Raw genomic sequence first — 26,233 nt, 5'->3', positions numbered from 1 at the left:
TGAGGTAGGAACTAAACCCAGGACGCTTCATGTCCACGATTTGCGGGCAACCCCATAGTAGCGGGGGTTGGGGTGGAGTTCGGATAGTCCTGCGAAGTGCTCATAGCACTAAGGCAACCACACCCACGCCCGCTATGAAAGACCAACCACGCTCACCCTGTGGACAACCCGCACGGGGCCAGTGTGGCTATCCACAAAAATCCACGTTGTTTGCAGTGTTCGATAGCGTTTAGGCGGGCATGTCGGTCTTTGCGGTCATTGATACCGAAACCACCGGCCTTAACAAGCGCTACGACCGCATCATTGAACTTGCTGCCGTGCGCGCTGACGCATACTTCAATCCCGTCGACTCCTGGCACACACTGCTCAACCCTGACACCAACGCCGTGTCCACTACTCGGGGGGGACACCCCCGCCCACCTCGGCACTCAACCCTGCTGTGGGGGTTACTCGTAGCGAAGCGAGCTGAGCATCCCGGTTGCCATGTGATAGGCGTTATGACAGTGAAATGCCCACTCACCGGGGTTGTCAGCGATCAGGTCGGCGATCATGGTTTCACCGTGGCGGAGAAGGACGGTGTCCTTGCGTAGCCCACCGCTGCCGGGCAGCGCCCACGTGTGGCCGTGGATGTGCATGGGATGGGGCATCATGGTCCTGTTGCGCATGACCATCCGCAGGCGCTGGCCCTCCTGCACGGTCGCGGAGGAGGATTGGCCGTCGGTGAGAATGCTCCATTCATACGGCATCATCTGCCCGCCCAGGTCGATGCTGACTTCTCGGTCTGGTGTGTCCTCGGGCAGGAGTGCACGGTCTGCTGACTTCAGGGAGGACAGAAGCAGTCCGGTGGACGACAACTCGGGGAAGTCGACATCGGGGTGGGGGGCTTGGCCGCCGGCGGTGCGGATGACGGCGAAGGCGCGGTCGTCTTTACCCACCGCCAAAGCCGTGAGCGGGAAGATGCCGTCGTCGAGGATGACCTCGACGTCGACACGCTCGCCCATCGACAGGTAGATCGATTCGGTCTCCCGGGGCTGGACGGGGAAGCCGTCGGTGTGGGTGACGGTCATGCGGTGACCACCGAGGGCCACCTTGAAGATGGTGTCACCGCCGGAGTTGATAAACCGCAGGCGGGCCTTGTCGCCCGGGCGAGCCTCGAAGGTCCGGTGAGCACGGGGGATACGTCCGTTGATGAGGTAGTGCGGATACATCACATCGCCGGCATCCCCGCCCAGTACCCGGTCCGGGGTGCCGTGCATCATATGGCCGTGACCTCCCATCCCCTTCTTCCCGTTATGGTCGCCCGAACCCATTCCGGTGAGCTTGTCGAGCTCATCGTCGGGAGTGCCCTGAATGCCGTCGACCCAGTCGTCGAGCACGATGGTCCACTCGACGTCCTGGTCCTCAGCGTCTTGCGGGTCACGGACGATCAGTGGGGCGTGGAGGCCGCGATCAAGCTGCAGGCCGGAGTGGGAATGGTAGAAGTAGGTGCCACCGTGGGGGACTTCAAAAACATAGGAGAAAGACTCGCCAGGTTCAATGGGGTCCTGGGTCATGCCGGGCACACCGTCGGCTGCGTTGTGGAGTGCGATGCCATGCCAGTGGATGGAGGTGCTCTCAGGCAGTTCATTGGTGATATCGACCTGGAGGACGTCGCCGGCGGTGGCCTCAATGGCCGCATCCCCGGTGTCAGAGACGTATCCCCACGTCTTGGCTTCGATACCGCCGATATCCAGAGAGAGGGGCCGGGCGGTCAGTGTCCGGCGCACCGTCGGCTCACCGAGCGAAGTGGGGGTGGGAGTGGGGCGAAGAGAAGAACCTGGTGCCGAGGCAGCGGGTCCAGGGTCGCTGGTGCAGGCGGCCACGGCCCCGGTGCCGGCGAGGACGAGCCCACCGAGCAGAAACCGTCGTCGGGAAAATCCGTTCATCATGATTTCACCTTCCTTGGTGTTAGATTTCAGTGACACGGGAGACAGGCGCAGGTGAGGACCCTGCTGAGCCATCACGTCAGGTGCAGGTCTGTGACACAGGTGGCACCGTCGTCGGCGGTGGAAAACTCCGCGGTGCCGGTACGCCCCTGGTAGCTGACCTCAATCAGGCCGGTGGCATCATCGGGAAGCCAGAAGCCAATAAACCCGTTGTCGAAGGTGGTTGTCGCCTCGTCCACCAGCACCTCACCGGTCGCCTCATCGGTGATCGTGACCTGGATATCCTCATTGTCGAGTTCCCCCTGGCAGGTCGTGAGGCTGTGGTAGAAGCAGTCGTGGGTGGAGGTGAGATAGGGTGCGATCGAGACATACGTCTGATTGTCGGGAAGATCGAGCACAACTTCTTGGTCATCGCTCGAGAGCAGCAGTTCATCGGCACGTACTGAGGCGATCAGATCTGTGGGACGCTCAGTGACCTTCTGCCGGTCGAGGTGATCAATGATCTCCACCGCGTCCATGTCGACCAGGCCATGGGCAGTCAGGAATGTGTCCTGGGACACCGTCCCATCGGCGGTGGGTTCCGGGTCGGCGGCCGAACACCCCGTGAGGGCGAGGGCAAGGGCGGCGGTTGCGATCGCTGCTCGTTTCACGTCAATCTCCTTGGATCGTGGTAAGGCCATAAGAAGACACCGCCTCAAGGTCGATGCCATACCTTTATCTAGCACGGGTGCCTGACGGACTAGAATTCAAAACCCTGCTCGCAGCCTTATAACAGGGCGAAAAAGGGGGTGAATTCGGTGGGCTGGGTCACCACCGGAACACCACCCCACAGCCGTGGGCGATGTCCTTCTACCCGCCCTGGGTATGCGGTGCAGGCAGTGAAATCCCTGGTGGCGCCTGCTGAACCGACCAGGGGAGGCGATGCCGCCGGCCCGGGGTGGGGCACAGGGGTGACGGCGGTCGAAGGGTGATGTTTGAAGATTTGATGTAGATTTTCCCGCCGGGTACTGAGCGAGGGTGGTATTCCCCCCTAGCCGGAGCGATACTGGGGTCTATGGCTGACCGCACACCGACCACCGCCACGCCCTCGGGGCGGGTGCTGGTCGTCGATGATGAACAACCCCTGGCTCAGATGGTGGCTTCCTACCTCATCCGGGCCGGCTTCGATACCCTCCAGGCGCACACCGGTACCCAGGCCGTGGACGAGGCCCGTCGCTTTTCCCCCGATGTCGTGGTGCTGGATCTGGGGCTGCCCGAACTCGACGGCCTAGAGGTGTGCCGACGGATCCGCACCTTCTCGGACTGCTACATCCTCATGCTCACCGCACGGGGCAGCGAGGACGACAAGATCAGCGGTTTGACCCTGGGGGCGGATGACTACATCACCAAACCTTTTAGCATCCGGGAACTGGTGACCCGGGTGCATGCGGTGCTGCGCCGCCCGCGCACCAGCACCACCCCACCGCAGGTGACCACCCCCTTGATCGTTGGTGACCTCATTCTTGACCCCGTCGCCCATGAGGTGCGGGTGGGGAAGACGACCGTGGAGCTCACTCGTACGGAGTTCGAGCTGCTGGTTGCCCTGGCCCTGCGCCCCGGCCAGGTGCTGACCCGCCACGACCTGGTCACCGAGGTCTGGGACACCACCTGGGTCGGTGATGAACGCATCGTCGATGTCCACATCGGCAACTTGCGTCGCAAGCTTGGCACCGACACCCAGGGCCGGGGGTTTATCGACACCGTGCGTGGCGTGGGCTACCGGGTGGGGCAGCCATGAATCACGGACCCGGCCTGACCTTCCGCTTCCTGGCCGCCCAGGTGTTGGTCGTGGTGATTAGCCTGCTGGTGGCCGCGGCCGTGGCCACGATGGTGGGCCCGTCCCTGTTCCATGATCATATGTTGATGACCGGCCGGGAGGACCCCTCGCTGGAGCTGTTCCATGCCGAGCAGGCCTACCGGGGCGCTAACCTGATCACCCTGGTCGTCGCCCTGCCCACCGCCTTGATCAGCGCCCTGCTGGCCAGCCTGTGGTTATCGCGTCGTTTGCGCACCCCCCTGCAGGATCTCACCCGCGCCGCTACCAGCCTGACGGCCGGCAACTCCCGTATCCGCGTGCCTGCCGGAGAAGCAGGCCCCGAGGTCACCACCCTGGCGCATGCCTTCAACACCATGGCCGACCGGCTGGAACACACCGAACAGGTCCGTCGCCAGATGCTCTCTGATCTGGCCCACGAAATGGGCACCCCCTTATCGGTGCTCACGGTCTACCTCGATGGTCTCCAGGACGGGGTCGTGGACTGGAATAATGCCACCCACACGATCATGGCTGACCAACTCACCCGCCTGACCCGGTTGATGGAAGACATCGACGATGTTTCCCGGGCCCAGGAACACCGGATCGATTTGGACCTGGCGGAGGAAGGGCTCGGGGATCTGCTCCATACCGCCGCTGCTGCCGCGGGGGAAGCTTATGCTGACAAAGGCGTCGATTTACAGGTCGAGACCATTACGGACACCACCCGGGTGCTCGTGGACCGGCAACGCTTCGGCCAGGTGATGAGCAATCTCCTGTCGAACGCGCTACGGCACACCCCGGCCGGCGGGCAGGTCCGGATCAGCGTCCACCGACAGGGGGCGTCCACCGCGCTCATCCACGTCGCCGATGACGGCGAGGGCATCCCGCCTGACCAGATCGGACACATCTTCGAACGCTTCTACCGGGGGGGATGCCGCCCGCAGCCGGGACAACGGCGGGGCCGGTATCGGTCTGACCATCTCCAAGGCATTGATCGAGGCCCATGACGGCACTCTCACCGCCACCTCCCCCGGACCTGGTCGCGGAGCGGTGTTTGCCCTCCGCCTCCCGCTGTCCCCTCCCAACAGTGAGGAGGCTGCTCGGTGACCACAGCCGGCCCCCGTGAGGGCCGTGCCCTCCACCCCTTGAAAATATACCCCCTGGGGGTATACGCTAGAGAGCGGCATCGCCGCATCCCACCGACCCGTAGGAGCTTTCTCATGATCCCCTCCCCGCCCCGCCTCTTGCCGATGGCCTCCCACGGCTGCAGCTGTTGCGGACCTGCCTCACGTGCCGACACCGCCTCCATCCCTGCCGCCAGCGACTCGTCAGCAGGAGGGGCCTCCCCTAGCTACCAGGTCACCGGCCTGACCTGCGGGCACTGCGTGAAAAGCGTGACCCAGGCCCTTCAGGCCCTCCCCCAGGTCGACGACGTCCAGGTTGATCTCGCTGCTGGTGGTGTTTCCACCGTCACGGTCACCGGTGTCGTACCTCCGGAGATGGTTCGCCGGGCCATCGAGGAGGCCGGCTACACCGTCTTATCCTGATCAGTTTTGCCCATCATCTCGACCCCGACCGGGTTGAGCGAAAGGAACGTCATGAGCACTCCCCACCATTCGGGTGATCACCCCGCTCCGGAAACAGACCACACCCACCACCCGGATCATGCCAGCCACGAACACCACGCAGATGCCGACAACCACGGCCAGGCGATGCCCCACGATCACCCGCACTCCGCCCTGGACGAAGACCACCACGTTCATGGTCACGGCGAACACGCCGGACACAGCACCGCAATGTTTCGGGACCGCTTTTGGTGGTCGCTGATTCTGTCCATTCCCGTCGCTATTTTCAGCCCCATGGTCGCCCACCTGCTCGGCTACCACCTCCCGGCATTCCCCGGATCCACCTGGATCCCCCCGGTGCTGGGCACGATCATCTTCGTCTACGGCGGCACGCCTTTCCTCAAGGGCGGATGGAAAGAACTGAAATCCCGCCAACCCGGGATGATGCTCCTGATCGCCATGGCCATCACCGTGGCGTTTGTCGCCTCCTGGGTCACCACTCTGGGGCTGGGCGGTTTTGACCTGGACTTCTGGTGGGAGCTGGCCCTGCTGGTGACCATCATGCTGCTGGGCCACTGGCTGGAGATGCGCGCTCTCGGGGCCGCGTCCTCCGCGCTTGACGCGTTGGCTGCCCTGCTGCCGGATGAGGCCGAGAAAGTCATCGACGGGACCACCCGCACCGTGGCCATCTCCGAGCTGGTCGTCGACGACGTCGTGCTGGTGAGGGCCGGTGCCCGGGTGCCGGCCGACGGAACCATCCTCGACGGAGCCGCCGAATTCGATGAGGCGATGATCACCGGCGAATCCCGTCCCGTCTTCCGCGACACCGGTGACAAGGTGGTCGCCGGTACTGTGGCCACCGACAACACCGTCCGCATCCGGGTGGAGGCTACCGGCGGGGACACCGCCCTGGCCGGGATCCAACGCATGGTTGCCGACGCCCAGGAGTCCTCCTCCCGGGCCCAGGCCCTGGCGGATCGGGCGGCGGCGTTGTTGTTCTGGTTCGCGCTGATCTCCGCTCTGATCACCGCGGTGGTGTGGACCATCATCGGCAGCCCGGACGATGTCGTGGTGCGCACGGTCACGGTGCTGGTCATCGCCTGTCCGCACGCCCTGGGCCTGGCGATTCCGCTGGTCATTGCGATCTCCAGCGAGCGGGCCGCGAAATCCGGGGTGCTCATCAAGGACCGGATAGCGCTCGAGCGGATGCGCACCATCGACGTGGTGCTCTTCGACAAAACCGGCACCCTGACCGAGGGTGCGCACGCGGTCACCGGTGTCGCGGCAGCTGTCGGCGTCACCGATGGCGAGCTGCTGGCCCTGGCCGCCGCCGCGGAGGCCGACAGCGAGCACCCCGTGGCCCGCGCCATCGTGGCGGCCGCGGCCGCCCATCCCGAGGCCTCCCGTCGGCAAATCCGTGCAACTGGTTTCAACGCCGCCTCCGGCCGAGGGGTCCGGGCCACTGTCGATGGCGCTGAGATCCTCGTGGGCGGGCCGAACATGCTGCGCGAGTTCAACCTCACGACCCCGGCCGAGCTCACCGACACCACCAGCGCCTGGACCGGGCGTGGGGCCGGTGTGCTCCATATTGTCCGCGACGGTCAGATCATCGGTGCGGTGGCCGTCGAGGACAAGATCCGCCCCGAATCCCGCGCCGCCGTGAAAGCCCTGCAGGACCGCGGGGTAAAGGTCGCGCTGATCACCGGCGACGCCCAGCAGGTCGCCCACGCCGTCGGTCAGGACATAGGCATTGATGAGGTCTTCGCTGAGGTCCTGCCCCAGGACAAAGACACCAAGGTCACGCAGCTGCAGGACCGGGGTTTGAGCGTGGCCATGGTCGGTGACGGTGTCAATGACGCCCCCGCTCTGACCCGCGCGGAAGTCGGTATCGCCATCGGTGCCGGCACGGATGTGGCCATGGAATCTGCCGGGGTGGTCCTAGCCAGTGATGACCCGCGGGCAGTGCTGTCGATGATTGAGCTGTCCCAGGCCAGCTACCGCAAGATGATCCAGAACCTGATCTGGGCCTCTGGCTACAACATTCTCGCCGTGCCGCTGGCCGCCGGAGTGCTCGCCTCGATCGGGTTCGTACTGTCCCCGGCCGTGGGCGCGATCTTGATGTCTGCCTCGACCATCGTGGTGGCCCTGAACGCCCAGCTGTTGCGCCGCATTGATCTGGATCCGGCTCACCTGGCTCCGACCGACGGGAAGGAGGAACACAGTGGGTCGATATCCCCCGTAACCGTTACTGACTGACCTTGTCTCTCGACCCCTAACTCACACCACCTTTGAAAGGAACGCTCATGAAACGCAGCATTACCCTCGCCGCCTTGGTACTGACCTCCACCCTGGCGCTGACCGCCTGCAGCGACGCCACCGACAACTCCGACGATGCCGACACCACCAGCACCACGACGGCAACCGCAGAGACCAACGAGACCCACCAGGAAGACACCACCACTGCCGACGAAGAGCACGGCGGGCACGACCACCCTGCCGACGGCGGGGCACCGCCGGCAGGCATTGAAGAGGCCGAGGATCCCACGTACCCGGTGGGCACCGAGGTCATCCTCACCGCTGACCACATGCCCGGCATGGACGGGGCCACAGCCACCATTTCCGGGGCGTTTGACACCACGACCTATTCGGTCAGCTACACCCCACCGAGGGTGGGGCCCCGGTTACCGACCACCGCTGGGTCGTCCATGAGGAGCTCGTCGATCCGGGTCAGGCCCCCCTGCCCGACGGGGCGAGCGTTGTCCTGGATGCCGAGCACATGTCCGGCATGAAGGGTGCTGAGGCCACCATCGATTACTCCACCGAGGAGACGGTCTACATGGTTGATCTCACCGTCGACGGGATGACGATGACCAACCACAAGTGGGTCACCGAGAGCGAGATCCAACCCGCCGAATAGTCCACCCACCCTGAACCGCGAGACCAGACAAGGCACCCGCTCCAGAGTCGGTCATCAATCGCTGCCGACCATGCCGAAGCAAACCAGCCACACACGGAACCTGCACGCCCACAGGGCCCACGCTGAGGTAGGCCTTCTGTGTCACTGCTTCTCTTAGTCAGGGAAATAGGCCCTGGAATGACCCTGGTGGCAGGAGTTCATTCCAGGGCTTTGGGTGCTGTTGCAAAGTTGGGGCAGTAGGAAGAGCGACGTGAAATAATCACAGCCATGGGTATCTTCTCCGGTCGTCATTTCCCCCGTGACATCATTCTGTGGGCAGTGCGGTGGTACTGCCGCTAGGGGTGAGCTACCGAGACTTGGAGGAAATGATGACTTCAGCGGGGTGTGCCGGTTGATCAACCACGATCTACCGCTGGGTCCAGAAATACGCCCCTGAGCTGGACAAGCAAACACGGTGGTACCGGCAGGTACCTGACTGGCAGGCCAGTTCCTGGCGGGTGGTGAGACCTATATCCGGATCGGCGGCAGGTGGTGCTACCTCTATCGGGCGATCCCCGCCGGTGGCCAGACCCTGGACTTTTACCTCTCTCCGAAGCGGAACGTGGCCGCAGCGAAACGTTTTCTGGCCAAGGCTCTCAGATACAATGCGTCAGCCGGGTATCCCAGAGTGATCAACACCGATAAAGCATCCTCCCTAGCCAGGGCAATCGCCGAGTTGAAGTCAGGGGGAACCTGCCCGCCAACAGTGGAACACCGACAGGTGAAATACCTCAACAACATCCTAGAAGGCGACCATGGTCGACTGAAGCGGATCCTCGGGCCGAAAGGCACGTTTAAGAACCGGACATCTGCATATCGGACGTTGAAAGGGATGGAGGCGATGCACTCATTGCGGAAAGGGCAAGGCACTGTGTTTGACCTCACGAGCAACCGAACCCGGACGCGGTGATCGTCAACAGGGTCTTCGAGACGGCCTAACAACGCCCACACGCAGCGGCCATCAGGAAATGAGAAACTGAGTCTTCGCTGCTCTCCGCCCAACTTTGCAACAGCACCTTGTCTATGACTTTCTTAGAGAAGGGGGACTCACAACACGAGATGCTACCTGCCTGTTAGAACACGCTTGCAGAGTTAAAGCCAATATGGTGAAAGCCACAGGGCAAAGAAGCCACCCCCTTCTCAGCACAAAGAAAATGAGCCGCGTGCCGCTAGCAGTCTCCGGTTCTCAGCTAAAGCCACTAGACACTCACCACTAATCAAAGAGCTATTGCCACACTAAAAAGAGATCCTAGGAGGTCACCACCGCCCCTAGGGACTCTCACCGCAATTCTCCACGCTGCTTACGGAGTATATCTTGTGCTTTGCGCAGCGCAGTCTCGTTCGATTTCGCCAACTTGGAGGAAGACTTCAGTGCGTCAAAGAACTCTTCTGATTCAGCCCATCGCGCCAATTCTTCATACGAAAATTCGGACGCTTCGTCTTTTCTATTTATAGCCACTTCACCTGTGCTTTCGTCGACACATACACAATGTGTTCAAACATGCTACTTGGGTTAAGGGTTAAAAGAACCGAGTTTAGTAGGAAAATACTCTGTTGAGGGTTGAGGGACAGACCCTTTTGACCCTTAACACTCTGTTGACACCATCGAAATAAAAATTCGAAAGGCGAGAGCGGGAGTTAGGAAGTAAATCCCCACACTTACAATCCCCGACCGCCAAAGTTCAGAAAAACAAAGAAACCGGAGGTCACGAACCCTTTCGAGTTTGTTACCTCCGGTGTCGCAGTTTGTTCAACTGCTCGCTGTGCCCGGGGCGGGACTTGAACCCGCACGTCCTATAAGGACACTGGCACCTGAAGCCAGCGCGTCTGCCAATTCCGCCACCCGGGCTGGGTATTGTCTGTCTTGGCGACTAAATAAAGATAGCACGGGACACCCACATACTTACAAATCCGCAGCTAGTACGCCGAAAAATGAGTGATATCTACGCATCAATTGCGGGAACTTTTCGGGCTCCGGCTACGTTTAGTGCTATACGCGGCCTATAATGGTTGAGGTTTATTACCAGAGCCGAATACATCCACGTTCGAAGGAGGACCGCAGCATGGCACTCATGGAAAAGCTTGCCAAGTTTGACTCTGCCTTGCAGCGCGGACTGGACAACGGGATGGCTTTCGTCTTCGGCGGCCGCGTTGTGCCTGCCGAGATCGAAGAGCTGCTCAAGCAGGAGGTCCAAGACAACCTCACGCGCGGCGAAGACGACAACCTCTACAGCCCCAATGTGGTGCTCGTGGGGGTCAGTTCCAAGGACCTGGAAAACCTCTCGCAGGATCCGCAAATCCCACAGAACCTGGCCGACCAGCTGTCGCGGTTCATCCGCAACAGCGGCTGGGGTCTGGCGGGACCCGTCATCGTTCGCATCGCCGAAGAATCCGGACTCCGCACCGGCCAGTTGCGGGTTTCTTCGTTCATTGACCATGAGCCCGAGGAAGAAACCGGGTTCGACGCCATTTTCCACGAAACCGAAGCCCAGGAGGACCAGATGAACAGTAATTCTGCTGATGAGGCCGCCACGACAACCTTTATCCGCCCCGAGCCCGCGGACGCGGAACCCGCTGCCAGCGGCCCGAGCGTGAATCTTCTCCTCCAGGACGGCTCTTCGCGGACCTACCACGTCCACGAGGGATCCAATATCATTGGACGTTCCAACGATGCCGACTTGCGCCTGCCGGACACCGGGGTCTCCCGCCAGCACGCTGAGATCACCTGGAACGGCCAAGACGCAGTCTTGGTGGACCTCCAGTCCACCAACGGCACCACGGTCAATGACACGCCCATCGAGAACTGGCTGCTGGCCGACGGCGACGTCATCACCCTGGGGCATTCGCACATCGAGGTGCGAATCACCGGGTTGGACAATTAAACCCCAATAATTTTTTAGGAGGTCACCGATGGATTCATTCGTGCTGCTCGCGCTGCGAATCGGCCTGTTGGTCTTGTTGTGGCTGTTTATCCTGGTGGCCTTGAATGCCATGCGGCTGGATACCAACAAGGCCGCCCGCACCGGCACCACTACCGCCGGTCCCGTCGCCGCGGCGCGCCGGAAGGACCGCAAAGAAAAGCCGCGCCACATCACCGTGGCCGAAGGCCCGCTGCAGGGCTCCCACATGGCGCTGGGCACCCTGGAGGACATCTCGCTGGGGCGCGCGCAGGACTGCGACTTCGTGCTGGGCGACGACTTCGCCTCCTCCCACCACGCCCGCCTGTTCCGTCGCGGTTCCCAGTGGTTCGTGGAGGATCTCGAATCCCGCAACGGTACCTTCGTCGCGGGCACACGAATCGACCAGGCAGAACGCATCGAAGTGGGAACGGATATTAAGATGGGTCGCACTATCGTAAGGCTGGTTGCCTAATGCTGAAACTACATTTCACCGCCGCTTCGGACCGCGGCTTGGTCCGCAAGAACAACGAAGACTCGGCCTACGCCGGGCCTTATCTTTTAGTCCTGGCGGACGGGATGGGCGGTCACGCCGCCGGCGAGGTCGCCTCCCAGCTCATGGTCGAGCACCTGGAGCACTTAAACCGCGCCCCAGAAGACAATGACATGCTGGCGCTTTTGGGCGGCGCCGCTAACGACGCCAACGCGTCGATCGCCAACCACATCAAGGAACACCCCGAGACCGAGGGCATGGGCACCACCCTGACGGCCATGATGTTCAACGGCACCCAGTTCGGCGTCTGCCACGTGGGCGACTCGCGCGGCTACCGCCTGCGCGACGGGAAGCTGACCCAGATCACCAAGGACGACACCTTCGTGCAGTCCCTGGTGGACGAGGGCAAGCTCGATCCGAGCGACGTGTCCTCCCACCCGCAGAAGTCGCTCATCCTCAAGGCATATACCGGCCGCGCGGTGGAACCGACGCTGTTCATGCTGGACGCGCAGCCCGGCGACCGGCTGCTGCTGTGCTCCGACGGGCTCTCGGATCCCGTAACGGCCTCCACCATCGAGGACGCCCTCAAGCAGGGCACCGTGGAAGAAGCTGCCCAGCGGCTGATCGAGCTCGCGCTGCGCTCCGGCGGGCCGGACAACGTCACCATGGTCATCGCCGAGGTCGTCGAAAGCGACGAGGCGCCGGCCGAGCCGGTGGCCGTGGGTGCTTTGGCCGGGGGTACTCCAGAGCCGACCCACCCGGACTCCGCGGCCAGCCGCGCTGCGGCACTGGAGCGTCGCCCCCAGGTCATCGAGCCGCACACGAACAAAGCCGCGGGGCAGCCGCGCGAAACCTCCGCGCCGGCCCGCCTGGTCACCGAGGAAGAAGCCGCAGACGAGGAGCCCGATCGCCGCCGCAAAAGCTCCCGCGGCACCTGGATCGCCACCACGGTCATCCTGGCCGTGCTGATCGCCGCCATCGCCGGCGTCGGCGTCTGGGGCAAAAACTACCTCGACAACAACTACTACGTCACGACCGCCGGGCCCAACGAGGAAATCCAACTCGAGCGCGGCGCCGACTTCTCGGTCTTCGGTAAGGAATTGCACGAGACTTACCAGGTCGCGTGCCTCGGGAAGGACGGCGCGCTGCGCCTGAGCAACGGCTCCTGCGACGCCGGGTTCAACCCGCTCAAGGTCGAAGACCTGCCAGCCACCGAGCGCGGCGTGGTCCACAACCTGGATTCCGGCAGCTACGACGAGGTCCAAGGCCAGCTGACCCGGCTGGCCGATAACGCGCTGCCGGTCTGCCGCGATAAGGCGGACAACCAAGATGACAAGAAGGACAATGGCTTCCGGCGCGAGCCGGGCGTGAACTGCCGGGAGGTGAACTAGATGCTGAAGCAATTTGTTTGGCGCACCACTGAGCTGTGGCTGCTGGTGGCAGCGACAGCTGTCTTCGCGATCACGCTGATCAGCCTCGAGCTGTCCCAGGACAATATCTTATCCGTGGACGTGCTCTACCTCATCGGCGGCTTCATCGGGGTCTTCGCCGTCGCCCACTGGGCCCTGTGCCTGCTGGCCCCGCACTCCGACCAGATCATGCTGCCGGTTACAGCGGTGCTCAACGGCATCGGGCTCATCATGATCCAGCGCTTGGATCTGGCCTTGGGCCGCGACCTGGCCGTGCGGCAGGTCATGTGGACCATCGCCGGCCTCATCCTGTTCATCGCCGTGCTGACCATCGTGCGCGATCACCGCTCGCTGACCCGCTTTTCCTACTTGCTGGGACTGGTGGGCCTGGTCCTGCTGGCGCTGCCGCTGGTCTGGCCGCAGCCGGCGCAGGCCGACGCGCGCATCTGGATGAAGATCGGACCGTTTTCCATCCAGCCGGGTGAGTTCTCCAAAATTCTCCTGCTGCTCTTCTTCGCCATGCTGCTGGTCCAGAAGCGCTCCCTGTTCACGGTGGCGGGCTACCGCTTCCTGGGCCTGTCGCTTCCGCGTCTGCGCGACCTCGCGCCCATCCTGGTGATCTGGGGCATTGCGATTGTCATCATGGGCGTGTCGAACGACTTCGGCCCAGCCCTGCTGCTGTTCTCCACGGTGCTGGGCATGCTCTACATGGCCACCGGGCGCGTGTCCTGGCTGGCCATCGGCGTGGTGCTCGTGGCCATCGGCGGCTTCGGCATTGCGCAGATTTCCACCAAGATCCAGGATCGCTTCTCCAACTTCCTCGATCCGCTGGGCAACTACGACAGCAACGGCTTCCAGCTGTCCCAGGCGCTGTTCGGCATGTCCTCCGGCGGGATCACCGGCTCCGGCCTCGGCCAGGGCCACCCGGACATCATTCCGGTGGTTTTTTCCGACTTCATCATGGCCGGCATCGGTGAGGAATTCGGCCTGATCGGCCTCGCCGGGATCCTGATCCTGTTCGCGCTGCTGGCCTCCCGCGGTTTTCGCACCGCGCTCAGCGTCAAGGACTCCTACGGCAAGCTGGTCGCGGCCGGCCTGTCGCTGACCCTGGTCATCCAGGTCTTCGTCGTGGTCGGCGGCATCTCCGCGCTGCTGCCGATGACCGGCCTGACCACGCCGTTCATTGCGGCCGGCGGTTCCTCGCTGATGGCTAACTACATCCTGCTGGCGCTGCTGCTGCGGATCTCGAATTCCGCCAACCGCCCGGCCGAGGAGGCCCAGTCCGGCGCCGGCACGTCCTTGTTCCCCGCCGTCCAGGAGGCTCAGCGATGAATAAGACCATCCGCTTTACCGCTATCTTCTCCCTGATCTTGACCGCCATCCTGCTGGTCAACCTCACGGTGGTGCAGGCCTTCAGCGAGGACAAGTACGCCAAAAACCCGAAGAATATGCGGGAGTTCTACCAACTGCAGACCATCGCCCGCGGACAGATTTACGCCGGCAACACCGTGCTGGCGCAGTCCGTTCCCGACGGCAATGGCGAAGGCGGCGACGACGAGACCTACTCGCGCATCTACCCGACACAGTCCCCCGCCTTCGGCCCAGTGACCGGCTACCTGTCCTCCCAGTTCGGCGCCTCCCAGCTGGAGTCCTCCCAGAACGAGATTCTCAACGGCACCGATGATTCGCTGCTGAAGCAGAACTGGCTGGACAAGCTGACCGGCGAGCAGCCGGACGGCGCCAACGTCGAGGTCACCATCGACCCGCAGCTCCAGCAGCTGGCCTACGACCAGCTGGTGGGGCCGGGCTACCAGGGCTCGGCGGTCGCGCTACAGCCTTCCACTGGGCGCGTGCTGGCGATGTCCTCCTCACCGAGCTTCGACGCAAACTCCGTGGTGGGCGATCCTAACGCGGAGGACAACTGGGCCGCGCTGCAGGAGGCCGACGGCGCTCCCCTGCTTAACCACGCCACGCAGGAGACGCTGCCGCCGGGCTCCATCTTCAAGATCATCACGACCGCGGCGGGTCTTAACAATGGCTTCACGCCGTCGTCGACCCTGACCGGCCAGGCCTCGATCACGCTGCCGAACACCACGACCCAGCTGACCAACTACGCCAACCAGTCCTGCGGCGGCGCGGACTCGGTGACGCTGCAGACGGCCTTCGCCCTGTCCTGCAACACGGCCTTCGTCCAGATGAGCGAGGGCATCGGCGCCGACGAGCTGCGCAAATACGCCGAGGCCTTCGGCGTGGGCGAAAACTACGACCTCGGGGTGGACACCTCCCCGGGCAACCTGGGCGAGCTGCCGGATCCGGCCGCCACCGCCCAGTCGGCCATCGGACAACGCGACGTGACCATGTCCGCCCTGCAGGCCGCCATCATGGCCGGCACCGTGGCCAACGAGGGCAAACGCATGGAGCCGCGCCTCATCAAGCGGATCACGGATTCGCAGATGCAGGAGGTCCGCGAGATCGAGCCGAAGGAGGCCACCGAAGCGATTACCCCGGAGACGGCCGCGACCCTGCGGGATCTGATGTTCGCCTCCGAGCGATCCACGTCCGGCTACGACGGCAATTCCTTTGCTTCCAAGACCGGTACCGCTGAGCATGGCGACGGATTGCCCCCGCATACGTGGTATGTTGCATTCGATCCGGACCGCGATATTGCCGTGGCCGTGGTGGTCAAGGACGGCGGCAACCTAGGCGAGTCCGCCACGGGCGGCCAGGTGGCCGCGCCGATCGGGCGCGCCATGCTTCAGGCCTACGGAGGAGAGCAGTAATGAACCACGCCGAACACCAAGAACGCTTCCAGGCGCTCATCGGTGATGATTACCGCCTGCAGTGGGTCATCGGGCACGGCGGCATGTCCACCGTGTGGCTGGCGGACGACGTCCGCAACGACCGCGAGGTCGCCATCAAGATCCTGCGCCCAGAGTTCTCCGACAACAACGAGTTCCTCTCCCGCTTCCGCAACGAGGCCGAAGCGGCCGAGTCCATCGACTCCACCAACGTGGTGGCCACCTACGACTACCGCGAGATCGATGATCCGGTGGGCACGACCTTCTGCTTCATCGCCATGGAATACGTCCGCGGCGAGTCCCTGGCCGACATGCTGGCCCGCGAAGGTTCCCTGCCGGAGGAGATGGCGCTCGACGTGATGGAGCAAGCCGCCCACGGCCTGTCCATTATTCACCGCATGGGCCTAGTGCACCGCGACATCAAGCCCGGCAACCTACTGATTACGCAGAACGGCCGGGTCAAGATCACCGACTTCGGCATCGCCAAGGCCGCCGCGGCGGTCCCGCTGACCCGCACCGGCATGGTGGTGGGCACCGCGCAGTACGTCTCCCCCGAGCAGGCGCAGGGCCGCGAGGTCTCCCCCGCCTCCGACGTCTACTCGCTGGGCGTGGTCGGCTACGAGATGCTGGCGGGCCACCGCCCGTTCACCGGGGATTCCTCGGTCTCTGTGGCGCTCGCGCACATCAGCCAGGCACCGGAGCCGCTGTCGACGAATATTTCCGCGCCGGTGCGCGAGCTGGTGGGCATCGCCCTGCGCAAGGACCAGCACACCCGCTACGCCGACGGCAACGAGCTAGCCAACGCCGTCTCCGCCGTACGACTGGGCAAGCGTCCGCCGCAGCCGCAATCCGCGGCCGTGGCCCCGATTGCCACCGAACCTTCGCCAACGGCCTCGACCCAGATGCTGGGCGATACCGCCAACCCGACCACGGTGCGGCCGGCCCCGGCTCCGGTCGCGGACACGCGCGACAAGCGCCTGGCCCAGGAAAAGGCCCACGAAAACAAGCAGGCCCAGAAGAACAAGAAGAAGGGCTCGGCGGGCGCGAACTTCGGCATCGGTCTGCTCATCGCCCTGATCGTCGTCGCGCTGGTAGGCGGCGGATTCCTGCTGGCTCAGCAGCTGGCCGGCGACCGTGGTTCCAGCGAACCCACCAGCACGCCGCCGTCGGTCGTGACCGAATGGGTGGAGCCGTCCACTGAGGAAGCCGAGACCGTCACCGAGACCGAGATCGAGGAGCCCGAAACCTCTCGGACCGAGGAGCCGGAGCCGGAGACCCGCGAGCGCACGGAAACGCCCACGCCGCGTCCGACCACGCACCGCGAGCAGCCGACCACGCGCCAGGACACCCCGACGCCCGAGCTGCCGGAGATGACGGAGACCCCGTCGCTGCCGACGGAGGAGCTGGAAGAAAACATCGAGGACCTGTTCAATAATTCGCCGCAGGCGTCTGATTACACCAACCAAGGGGGTGGAACCACTAATGCTGGGTGATCGTTACGAACGCGGTGAACTCATTGGTTCCGGTGGTATGTCCGAGGTCTACGCGGCCCAGGACACCATGCTGGGCCGCGAGGTGGCCATCAAGATGCTGCGCCCGGAGATGGCGCACGACACCAATTTCCGCGAGCGCTTCCGCCGCGAGGCGCAGAATTCGGGCCGCCTCAACCACCCGAATATCGTCGCCGTCTTCGATACCGGCGAGGTCGAGGACAATGCCCTGACCATCCCGTACATCGTCATGGAGCTGGTCCACGGGCGCACCCTGCGCGACATCTTCCGCGCGGACGGGCCCATGGCCCCGGAGCAGGCCGCAGAGATCCTGACCCCGGTCGCGGATGCCCTGCAGGCCTCCCACGAGGCCGGCATCATCCACCGCGACGTGAAGCCCGCGAACATCATGCTGACCAACACGGGTCAGGTGAAGGTGATGGACTTCGGCATCGCCCGCGCGCTGGACGACTCCACCTCCGCCATGACGCAAACCTCCGCGGTCATCGGCACTGCGCAGTACCTGTCGCCCGAGCAGGCCCGCGGCAAGGCTGCCGATGCCCGCTCCGACGTCTACGCCCTGGGCTGCGTCATGTACGAGGCCGTCACCGGCCGCACCCCGTTCGAGGGCGAGACCCCGTTTTCCGTGGCCTACCAGCACGTGCAGGAAGATCCCATTCCGCCGTCGGAATACCTGGATGATTCCATCACGCCGACCGGGCGCGTGAATGTGGACGCGGTCATCCTCACGGCGATGGCCAAGCACCCGGCGGATCGCTACCAGTCGGCCCATGAGATGGCCGAGGACCTGCGCCGCCTGGCCCACGGCAACGTCACCCAGGCGGCCCGCGCGCACGTCGAGCCCGAGGCCGAAGCCCCGGCCGCCTCCCACCGCGCGCCGGTGGCCTCTACCCGCCCGGCCTCCCACGCCGCGGAGGAAGAGGAGGGCACCAGCGCCTGGATCAGGTGGCTTACGGCCCTGCTGGCGCTGCTGCTCATCGGCGCCATCGGCTACTTCGCCTGGGACTACCTGAAGTCTTCGGACTCCCCGGACGAGTCCGCTCAGACCGCGAATATGGTCGAGGTGCCGGAGGTCGAAAACCGTCCGCGCGCCGAGGTCGTCCAGGAGCTCGAAGAGCTGGGCCTGCAGGTCTCGGTCAACGAGGAAGCCCACCCGGAGATTGAGCGTGACCACGTCATCCGCGTGAACCCGGGCCCCGGGTCCCAGCTGCAGAAGAACGCGACCGTGACGCTGACGGTCTCCTCCGGTAAGGAGATCACCGACGTCCCGGACGTGACCGGCTTGGATCTGGAGTCCGCCTCCCGCGCGCTCGACGAGGCCGGTTTGACCCTGTCCGATGACATCACCGAGGAAGACTCCGACGACGTCCCGGCGGGACAGATCATCTCGCAGTCGCCGGCTCCCGGTTCCCAGCTGTCCAAAGGGTCGAAGGTCAAGGTGACCGTCTCCCAGGGGGTCAAGCAGGTGCGCATCCCGCGCCTGACCGGCATGGACTGGGACGACGCCCGCCAGACCCTGGACTCCCTGGACGTCGAGCCGCAGCTCGAGCTGGTCGACTCCGAGGAGCCGGAAAACCGCGTCCTCGAGGCCCAAAGCGAGGGCCGGGAGGTCGACGCCGGCAGCACCGTGGTGGTGCGCGTGTCCAATGGCATGCTCATGACCGCGCCGGAACTGATCCGTAAGACCGAGGACGAGGCCGTCAAAGCCCTGCGCGAGGCCGGCTGGGAAGGCAACGCCCAGGACCTGCGCGTCGGCCCGCCGATCGGCACCGGGGCCGCCGTAGACTCCGGCAAGATCGGCTGGGCCTCCGTTTCCGCCGGGGATACCATCCGCAAGGACACCAAGGTGGAAGTCCGTTATTGGGAGTTCAACCTGGAAACCCTCGTCACGGGCCGCTAGCCGAGGCGCTGCTAGACTGTGGCGCAACACTAGCCCGGCCCGAATCCGCCCGCCCGCTCACCAAAGTTAGGAAAGAACATGCCAAAGGCCAAGATTTCGAAGAACGCCCCGATCAGCTCGACCGCCAGCTCGTCTGCGAACCGCACCCCGGTCAAGATCAACTCGGAGGGCACCTCCAAGTGGTACATCGTGCTGATGCTCGGCCTGATGCTCATCGGGCTAGCCTGGATCGTGGTCAACTACCTGGCCGGCGAGCACATCCCGCTCATGCAGGAGCTCGGCCCGTGGAACTACCTCATTGGCTTCGGCCTGGCCATCATCGGTCTCCTGATGACCATGGGCTGGCGCTAAAGTTTTGCCTCGAAGGCGGCCTTTGGCCGCCTTTTTTCATGCCTTTTTCACGTAGTCTTTGGCGCATGAGCACTAACCGCGAATACCAGATGGACTACGACTGGCTATGGGACAATCCCCCGCACAACGACGGCACCCCGGCGACGGTCCGGCTTGTTGTCACCGACGGCGAGCGCGATAGCGCCCAGGCGGCGCTGGCCGCCTTCCTGGACAGCCTCGAACGTACCGAGGACGGCGCATACGTCTCCGGCGGGTGGGCGGCCGCTGTCCGCTCCCAAGAGCCGCTGACCGTGGATATTACCTCCGGCGGCGAGGACGTCGCCGACGGCATCCAGGACGGCACGGAGCGCGCGTACGAGTTCTTCGGCCGGGGCACGGATCTCGGCCTGCGCTGGACGCAGCTGCCCCGCCTCTGAGACTCTCCACCGTAGAGTTCTCCACCACAGAATTGTCCACAGTGTCCCCAAGTTTTCCACCGGGGCACTCACCTGCACTTTTGTAAATTACAATAGTGTAAGCAGGGCTTTTACTGACACCGTTGGGTAAAAAGTTATCCACAGGCTGGGGATAAAAGTGTGAAAATCCGTAATTCACAGAATTTACCACAGCCTGTGGATAACTTTTCTCCCCGCTTCCACACCGGTTTAAAATTTCGAAAAATGATCGCTACGCTGGGATTTGTCATTCGAAAAACACACAAGCGTTCGGAAATTACAAAAATGTAGTTATCCACAATGTGGACAACTAGTGTGAAAGCTTTTCGAACACTTGCGCACGTGGATAACACGCCGCACCTATCCCCAAAGTCCTGCTCGCGCCACTAATAACGCGAATGCCGCCGCCACGGTCGCTGCGACACCCCAGCCGGAGATTTTGGGGTTTCGGGCGGCCACGCACAGTGCCAGCACCACGCCCACCGCGACGCCGCCCAGGTGACCCCACAGGGACACACCCGTGGCGAGGAAGGTGTAGGCGATGTTGACCACCACGAGCACGATGGGCGCGCGCAAATCGGTGCGCCTTTGGTAGTTCACGGCCACCAGGACCACCATGAGGGCGAAGAGCGCGCCGGAGGCCCCGGCAGTCGGCTGAGTGAAGGCCATCCACACGATGCTGGCCGAGGCCCCCAGCACCGCCGCCAGATAGACCAGGGCGTACCGCGCCGAACCCAGGTAGGTCTCAATCTCCCTCCCGATAAGCACCAGCAGGAACATGTTCACCGCCAGGTGGCCTAGCCCCAGGTGCATGAAGGCGCTGGTGACTGCCTGCCAGTAGTGCCCGGCGGAAAATTCGGGGCCCCAGAGACTCCAACTCAGCGCCAGCGAGGAGTGGTAGTAGCTGCCGGTCACAGACCGGGACTGGACGGCGGTGGCCAGCCACACCGCGCAGTTGACGGCCACGATCCAGGCGGTGACAGGGGCGGTGCGGTAATAGGAACGCAGGTGCTGTTCGAAAGTCATGGTTAAAACGAGGGCTTTCTGTGAAACCTAGGGGCGAAAACAAGGAAGGCTAGGAGGAAGCAGATAGCAAAAAGCCCGCCCGGCCGGCTGATGCGGCGGGGCGGGCGGGAGGGCTCATCGCGGGAGCCTAGGGCTTAGGCCTCGGCGATCTCCACGGATTCGATGACCACGTCTTCGCGCGGGCGGTCCATGCGGTCGGTGTCGACCTTGGCGATCTTCGACACGACGTCCTGGGACTGGGCGTCGGTGACCTCACCGAAGATGGTGTGGTGGTTGTTCAGGTGCGGGGTGGCAGCCACGGTGATGAAGAACTGGGAACCGTTGGTGCCCGGGCCGGCGTTGGCCATGGCCAGCAGGAACGGGCGATCGAACTGCAGCTCCGGGTGGAACTCATCCTGGAACTGGTAGCCGGGGCCGCCGCGGCCGGTGCCGGTCGGGTCGCCGCCCTGGATCATGAAGTTGTCAATGATGCGGTGGAAGATGGCCCCGTCGTAGAACGGGCCGGACTGCTCGCCCTTAGCGTTCTGGGTGGCGTATTCCTTGTCACCCTTGGCCAGGCCGATGAAGTTTTCTACGGTAACCGGCGCATGGTTACCGAACAAGTCAATAACAATGTCACCCAAGTTGGTGTGCAGAGTTGCTGTAGCGGTCTTCTGAGTCATGCCCGCCATTATAGATAATGAAGCAAGGGCGCGCCGCGTGCGGCGGCACGCCCTCAGCGATCGCGGGCTAGATCACGGCGTCGCGCGCGCGGACCATGTTGCTCAGGGAGGCCGTCGTCTCCTCGTAGCCGCGGGTCTTCAGGCCGCAGTCGGGGTTAATCCACAGGCGCTCCGCCGGCACGTTCTTCAGCGCCGCGCGGATGAGCTCCGCCATCTCCTCTACCGACGGCACGCGCGGCGAGTGGATGTCGTAGATGCCCGGCCCAATTTCGGAGTGGAACTTCTCGTCCAAGTCCTCGAGCAGCTCCATGCGGGAGCGGGCCGCCTCGATGGAGGTGACGTCGGCATCGAGCGCCGCCACGGCGTCGATGATCTGGCCGAACTCGGAGTAGCACAGGTGGGTGTGGATCTGCGTGGTGGGCTGGGCTTCAAGCGCCACCAGACGGAAGGCGCGCACCGCCCAGTCCAGGTACTCGGCGCGGTCTTCCGCGCGCAGCGGGAGCAGCTCGCGCAGGGCCGGCTCATCGATCTGGATGATCCCCACCCCGGCGTCCTCTAGGTCCCGGACCTCGTCGGCCAAGGCCACGCCCAGCTGATCCGCGGAGACCGATTGCGGGACGTCGTCGCGCACGAAAGACCAGGCCAGGATGGTCACCGGGCCGGTGAGCATCCCCTTGACGGGGCGCTCGGTCAGCGACTGCGCGTACGAGGTCCACTCCACGGTCATGGGCGCCGGGCGGGAGATGTCCCCGACGACTATCGGCGGGCGGGTGCAGCGGGAGCCGTAGGACTGCACCCAGCCGTTTTCGGTGACCACGAAGCCGTCGAGCAGCTCCGCGAAGTACTGGACCATGTCGTTGCGCTCGGCCTCGCCGTGGACCAACACGTCCAGGCCCAGTTCCTCCTGCAGGGCTACCACGCTGGCGATCTCCCGCTTGAGGGCGTCCGCGTAAGCGGCGTCGCTGAGCTCACCGGCCTTATGCTTCGCGCGGGCCGCCCGGATCTCCGGCGTCTGCGGGAAGGAGCCGATGGTGGTCGTCGGCAGCGGCGGCAGCTTGAGCAGCTCCTTCTGGGCGCGGTTGCGCTCAGCAAAGGCGGGCTCACGGCTCACGGCCCCGTGCGGCAGGGCCGTGGTGCGGGCCTGCACGTCCGCGTTGTGGGTGCGGGTGGATTCGGCGCGGGTGCGCACCGCGCGGTCGGCCTTGGCGAAGGCCTGCGGGGCCGCCTCCGGCCCCGCGGCGAGTGCGACAACCTCGGCGATCTTCTCATCCGCGAAGGAGAACCAGCCGGCCACATCCACGGGCAAGTTCTTTTCGGCCTCCACGGTGTGCGGCACGTGCTGCAGGGAAACCGAGGTGGACACCGATGCCCCGGGCAGCCGCTCGAACTTCTCCCGCAGGTCGTGCAGGTTGGCCGCCCAAACGTTGCGCCCGTCCACCAGGCCGGCCACCAGGTGGGTCTTGGCCGCCAGCTTTGCCACCCGGTCGAGGTAGCCCGGCTCCTGGCCGAGCGTGCCCACGCTGAGATCCACCTGCACGGCCTCCGGAGCCAGATCCTCAAGGACGTCGAGGCTCGCGCGGGCCGCGCCGTACGGGGTGGTCAGGTAGACGTTCGGGCGAGTCTGCGTGCCCAGGATGGCGCGGTAGGCCTCGGCCAGGTGAGAGGCTAGTTCGGCGTCGCTGGCCACCGCCAGATCAGCTACCACGGCGGGCTCGGCCAGCTGGACCCATTCCACGCCTTTGACGTGCAGGGCTGCCAGCAGCTCCTGGTAGACGACGACCAACTCCGCCAGGCGCTCCAAGGGCTGTTTGGTCGCGCCCTCGGCCGGCTTAGACAGGGCCAGCAGCGTGACTGGACCGACGAGGTAGGGGCGGACGGTGTGGCCAGCCTGGCGGGCTTCGTCCACCAGCTTCAGCAGGCGGTCCGGGTGGGCGCTAAAGCCTTGGTCGTCGGCGATCTCCGGGACGATGTAGTGGTAGTTGGTATCAAACCACTTGGTCATCTCCAGCGGCGCCTTGTCGGCGTTGCCGCGGGCGAGGGTGAACTCATCGTCCAGCGTCAGCCCCGGCACCGCGCCGACGGTCAGGGCGGTTTCCAGCACCTGGTCGTAGTAGGCCACGTCCGCTGGGATGGCGTAGTCCTCGTCGAGACCGAGGTCCTTGAGGCGGGCGTAGGTGTCCACGCGCAGCGAATGGGCGGCGGATTCGAAGCTGGCCTCGTCGATGCGCCCGGCCCAGTAGGCCTCGAGGGCCTTCTTGAGCTCGCGGTTCGCACCGACCCGGGGATAACCCTCGATGGTCACGGCGGGGAATTTCTTCGGTGAAGTCATGTGGTGTTCTCCTTAAATTTTCGTTCTGATTGCGGTTTAGGCGGCGGCGATGCCCACCCGGTCCAGCAGGTCCTGGGTCACGGCGGCGTTGTTGTGGGTATAGACGTGCAACCCGCCTGCGCCCCCGGCCAAGACCTCGCGGGCCAGCTGGGCGGTCAGCTCCAAGCCGATCTCGTGCTCCTCGGCTGGGTCCCGCGCCTGGGCTAGGCGGTTAACTACCGGCGCCGGAACGGGCAGGCCGGTGAGCTCGCCCATGCGCGCCAGGCGCTTGGCGCTGGTCATGGGCATGATGCCCGGGATCAGCGGGATGTTCACCCCGGCCAGGTGGGCGCACTCGGCGAAGCGGTGGTAGTCCACGGCGTCGAAGAAGAGCTGGGTGATGGCGAAGTCGGCGCCGCAGCGCTGCTTGGTCAGCAAGACGTCGATGTCCTCGTCGGCGTTGCGGGATTCAGCGTGCCCCTGCGGGTAGCAGGCCACGCCCACGGCCAGGCGCCCGGCGGCGAAGCGGGCGGCCTGGGACTGCTCCCACTCGCGGACCAGCCGCACCAGGTCGTCGGCGTGCGGCAGGTAGCCCTCCGGCAGGGAAGTCTGCCCCGGGGCGAGGTCGCCGCGCAGGGCCAGCAGCCCGCGCACGCCGGCATCGACGAGCGCGTCGATCCAGCCGATGAGTTCCGCGCGGGTGCCGGCGGTGCAAGCCAGGTGCGCGAGCGGGCGCATCTGGGTGCGCTGGGCGATGCGCTCGATGAAGGCGGCGGTGCCGCGCAGCCAGCCGGAGCGCTGGGAACTGGTGACCGCAATGTAGTCGGGGTGGTAGGAGCTCAAGGCTTCGAGCAGGCCGTTGACCTTGGCGGCATCCGCGTCGTGGCGCGGCGGGATGACTTCAAAGGACAGGGCGGTGCGCTGGGGCGCCGGCGCCGAGTAGACCTGCAGCTCGTTTTGGTCTAGTGGCGCGGAAGCGGATATCCGGGGTACCACGGCGACCTCCTCTGCTGGTAGTGGGCTAGTGCTTAGCGAAAAATGTACCAAGCTGTTCATTTTTCACACCAGCGCTTCTCAAACGTATTACCTTTAAAACCGCAGTAGCTGTAGCGATTTCCCATTTTCGGGTGAATAAAACGGGACCCAGAATGAACCAAGCGGTCTATACCCGGCTGTGGTCTCACACCCTCCTATTGCCGCCCCGCCCAAAAGTTCACTACGCTGGACTAGGAACGATTAATAAACCTTTACTTAGGAGAAACCATGAATCTTGGCAGCTTGAACGTGGCCTACCGAGTCGGTTCGTCCCTGTGGAACCAGTTCGCTGAGTTCCGGGACGAAAAGGCCCGCCAGGCTTACGACGCTCTGGAGGAGGCCGCAGACAAGGTGGACGACCACACCCAGGACTGGTTCCCCGAGTCCCGCAAGGAGGCCGGCCGCGTGACCCAGGCCGCCCACTCCCGCCTGGAGCGCGCCCTCGAAGACATCAAGTCCCAGGCGAACGAAGCCCAGGACAAGGCAAAAGACAAGACCGAAAACGCCACGGCCAACCTGCGCAAGTCTGCCACCGAAGCCCGCAAGAAGTCCCAGAAGAAGGCCAACCAGCTGGAGCGCCGCGCCCAAGACTCCCGCAAGTCGGCCACCAAGGCCGCCAAGAAGGCCCGCAAGCAGGCGGCCAAGAAGCAGAAAAAGCAGAACCGCTCCGCGTTCTGGCCTATCGCTGCGGCCGTGGCCGCGGTGGCCGCTATCGGCGGCGGCGTCTACTACTGGCTGCGCCGCAACGACACCCCGTCGGAGCAGCCGCCGCGCGTCGAGGAATTCGGCGGCAACGAACAGACCGCCGGCTCCACTCTGGTCTACACCTCGACCACAGAGAAGCCGGTGTCCACCCAGGTGGAAGAAGGCGTGGTGGACCGCGACGAGGAGCTGCTCGGCTCCCTAGACGCCCAGCTGGCCAACCACCAGGCGGAGACCGCTGAGCGTCCGGAGGAGGACACCGCCCGCCTGACCGACGACTCGGATAACGAGGGCAAGCACCGCCTGCGCGAGGACGAGGACTAGTCCTTTCACCCCCGCAGCTTCCGCCACTCCCGCGAAGTGAAGTACACTGTTGTACTTACTTCCGGGGGTGGCTTCTTTATTACATAGATCTCATTCGGACCTTCTAATTAGATTCTATAGCGCCCCGGACAGTAATTTATGG

General features: G+C 64.2%; 19 protein-coding genes, 1 tRNA gene and 4 pseudogenes. 17 read left to right on the top strand and 7 right to left on the bottom strand.

Annotated elements, in window-relative coordinates:
• Positions 1–239: 239 nt before the first annotated feature.
• Positions 240–323, top strand: a pseudogene (locus HMPREF3067_RS11445) (exonuclease domain-containing protein); the annotation flags it as partial.
• A 123-nt stretch (positions 324–446) separates the two neighbouring features.
• Here HMPREF3067_RS11445 and HMPREF3067_RS00935 read toward each other — a convergent pair.
• Together HMPREF3067_RS00935 and HMPREF3067_RS00930 are read right to left on the bottom strand one after the other, a co-directional pair.
• On the bottom strand, positions 447–1,928 hold the full coding sequence (locus HMPREF3067_RS00935) for a multicopper oxidase family protein (protein WP_070767866.1): 1,482 nt from the start codon (positions 1,926–1,928) through the stop codon (positions 447–449).
• A gap of 71 nt (positions 1,929–1,999) precedes the next feature.
• Entirely contained in the window at positions 2,000–2,575 is a 576-nt protein-coding gene (locus tag HMPREF3067_RS00930; protein WP_070767875.1) for a CueP family metal-binding protein, read from the bottom strand.
• Positions 2,576–2,979: 404 nt separating this feature from the next.
• On the opposite strand from HMPREF3067_RS00930, the gene HMPREF3067_RS00925 reads away from it, so the two are divergent.
• From HMPREF3067_RS00925 to HMPREF3067_RS10905, 6 genes and pseudogenes are all read left to right on the top strand, one after another.
• Positions 2,980–3,702 (top strand): response regulator transcription factor, encoded by a 723-nt coding sequence (locus HMPREF3067_RS00925; protein WP_070767865.1) that lies wholly within the window; start codon positions 2,980–2,982, stop codon positions 3,700–3,702.
• Positions 3,699–4,827 (top strand): annotated as a pseudogene (locus tag HMPREF3067_RS00920) (sensor histidine kinase). The gene HMPREF3067_RS00925 and the pseudogene HMPREF3067_RS00920 overlap by 4 nt, the downstream one beginning before the upstream one ends.
• A gap of 113 nt (positions 4,828–4,940) precedes the next feature.
• Positions 4,941–5,267: a heavy-metal-associated domain-containing protein gene (locus HMPREF3067_RS00915; protein WP_070767874.1), complete on the top strand. Its 327-nt coding sequence runs from the start codon at positions 4,941–4,943 to the stop codon at positions 5,265–5,267.
• Positions 5,268–5,318: 51 nt separating this feature from the next.
• On the top strand, positions 5,319–7,541 hold the full coding sequence (locus HMPREF3067_RS00905) for a copper-translocating P-type ATPase (protein WP_083319064.1): 2,223 nt from the start codon (positions 5,319–5,321) through the stop codon (positions 7,539–7,541).
• A gap of 47 nt (positions 7,542–7,588) precedes the next feature.
• A pseudogene (locus tag HMPREF3067_RS00900) lies at positions 7,589–8,202 on the top strand (YdhK family protein).
• A gap of 267 nt (positions 8,203–8,469) precedes the next feature.
• A pseudogene (locus HMPREF3067_RS10905) lies at positions 8,470–9,180 on the top strand (IS6 family transposase).
• Positions 9,181–10,005: 825 nt separating this feature from the next.
• On the opposite strand, the gene HMPREF3067_RS00895 reads toward HMPREF3067_RS10905, so the two are convergent.
• Positions 10,006–10,090, bottom strand: a tRNA-Leu gene (locus HMPREF3067_RS00895).
• A gap of 214 nt (positions 10,091–10,304) precedes the next feature.
• Here HMPREF3067_RS00895 and HMPREF3067_RS00890 point away from each other — a divergent pair.
• The 9 genes from HMPREF3067_RS00890 (at position 10,305) to HMPREF3067_RS00850 (ending at position 20,016) form a co-directional block, all read left to right on the top strand.
• Positions 10,305–11,123, top strand: a complete 819-nt coding sequence (locus tag HMPREF3067_RS00890) for a DUF3662 and FHA domain-containing protein (RefSeq protein ID WP_070767862.1) — start codon at positions 10,305–10,307, stop codon at positions 11,121–11,123.
• Positions 11,124–11,151: 28 nt separating this feature from the next.
• On the top strand, positions 11,152–11,613 hold the full coding sequence (locus tag HMPREF3067_RS00885) for an FHA domain-containing protein FhaB/FipA (RefSeq protein WP_070767861.1): 462 nt from the start codon (positions 11,152–11,154) through the stop codon (positions 11,611–11,613).
• Entirely contained in the window at positions 11,613–13,022 is a 1,410-nt protein-coding gene (locus HMPREF3067_RS00880; protein WP_070767860.1) for a PP2C family protein-serine/threonine phosphatase, read from the top strand. The genes HMPREF3067_RS00885 and HMPREF3067_RS00880 overlap by 1 nt, the downstream gene beginning before the upstream one ends.
• The gene (locus HMPREF3067_RS00875; RefSeq protein ID WP_070767859.1) at positions 13,023–14,372 is read left to right on the top strand and encodes an FtsW/RodA/SpoVE family cell cycle protein; all 1,350 of its coding nucleotides are present in this window, start codon (positions 13,023–13,025) and stop codon (positions 14,370–14,372) included. It begins immediately after the preceding gene.
• Positions 14,369–15,820, top strand: coding sequence for a penicillin-binding transpeptidase domain-containing protein (locus HMPREF3067_RS00870; protein WP_070767858.1), 1,452 nt, complete (start codon positions 14,369–14,371; stop codon positions 15,818–15,820). The genes HMPREF3067_RS00875 and HMPREF3067_RS00870 overlap by 4 nt, the downstream gene beginning before the upstream one ends.
• Positions 15,820–17,331 carry a serine/threonine-protein kinase gene (locus HMPREF3067_RS00865; protein ID WP_083319063.1) on the top strand — a complete coding sequence of 504 codons (1,512 nt, stop codon included), beginning with the start codon at positions 15,820–15,822 and terminating at the stop codon, positions 17,329–17,331. The genes HMPREF3067_RS00870 and HMPREF3067_RS00865 overlap by 1 nt, the downstream gene beginning before the upstream one ends.
• Complete coding sequence (pknB, locus tag HMPREF3067_RS00860; protein ID WP_070767857.1) at positions 17,321–19,249, top strand: Stk1 family PASTA domain-containing Ser/Thr kinase; 1,929 nt, start codon at positions 17,321–17,323, stop codon at positions 19,247–19,249. Before HMPREF3067_RS00865 ends, pknB begins: the two co-directional genes overlap by 11 nt.
• Positions 19,250–19,327: 78 nt before the next feature.
• Positions 19,328–19,600: a cell division protein CrgA gene (gene crgA / locus HMPREF3067_RS00855; RefSeq protein ID WP_070767856.1), complete on the top strand. Its 273-nt coding sequence runs from the start codon at positions 19,328–19,330 to the stop codon at positions 19,598–19,600.
• A 65-nt stretch (positions 19,601–19,665) separates the two neighbouring features.
• Positions 19,666–20,016 (top strand): hypothetical protein, encoded by a 351-nt coding sequence (locus HMPREF3067_RS00850; protein WP_246819187.1) that lies wholly within the window; start codon positions 19,666–19,668, stop codon positions 20,014–20,016.
• A gap of 378 nt (positions 20,017–20,394) precedes the next feature.
• Here HMPREF3067_RS00850 and HMPREF3067_RS00845 read toward each other — a convergent pair whose 3' ends face one another.
• The 4 genes from HMPREF3067_RS00845 to HMPREF3067_RS00830 form a co-directional block, all read right to left on the bottom strand.
• Positions 20,395–21,060 carry a rhomboid family intramembrane serine protease gene (locus tag HMPREF3067_RS00845; protein WP_070767854.1) on the bottom strand — a complete coding sequence of 222 codons (666 nt, stop codon included), beginning with the start codon at positions 21,058–21,060 and terminating at the stop codon, positions 20,395–20,397.
• A 134-nt stretch (positions 21,061–21,194) separates the two neighbouring features.
• A complete protein-coding gene (locus HMPREF3067_RS00840; protein WP_083319062.1) occupies positions 21,195–21,731 on the bottom strand; it encodes a peptidylprolyl isomerase in 537 nt (178 codons plus the stop codon).
• A gap of 58 nt (positions 21,732–21,789) precedes the next feature.
• Positions 21,790–24,051: a 5-methyltetrahydropteroyltriglutamate--homocysteine S-methyltransferase gene (gene metE / locus HMPREF3067_RS00835; protein ID WP_070767852.1), complete on the bottom strand. Its 2,262-nt coding sequence runs from the start codon at positions 24,049–24,051 to the stop codon at positions 21,790–21,792.
• Between the two features lie 36 nt (positions 24,052–24,087).
• Positions 24,088–25,026, bottom strand: a complete 939-nt coding sequence (locus HMPREF3067_RS00830; protein ID WP_070767851.1) for a methylenetetrahydrofolate reductase — start codon at positions 25,024–25,026, stop codon at positions 24,088–24,090.
• Between the two features lie 267 nt (positions 25,027–25,293).
• Between HMPREF3067_RS00830 and HMPREF3067_RS00825 the strand changes: the two genes are divergently transcribed.
• Entirely contained in the window at positions 25,294–26,091 is a 798-nt protein-coding gene (locus HMPREF3067_RS00825; RefSeq protein ID WP_070767850.1) for a hypothetical protein, read from the top strand.
• The last annotated feature ends 142 nt before the right edge of the window (positions 26,092–26,233 follow it).

The organism is Corynebacterium sp. HMSC04H06, from assembly GCF_001815935.1.
Classification (GTDB): domain Bacteria; phylum Actinomycetota; class Actinomycetes; order Mycobacteriales; family Mycobacteriaceae; genus Corynebacterium.
The sequence above is the reverse complement of the archived record's forward strand: the minus strand, read 5'-3'. Positions and strand labels throughout refer to the sequence as shown.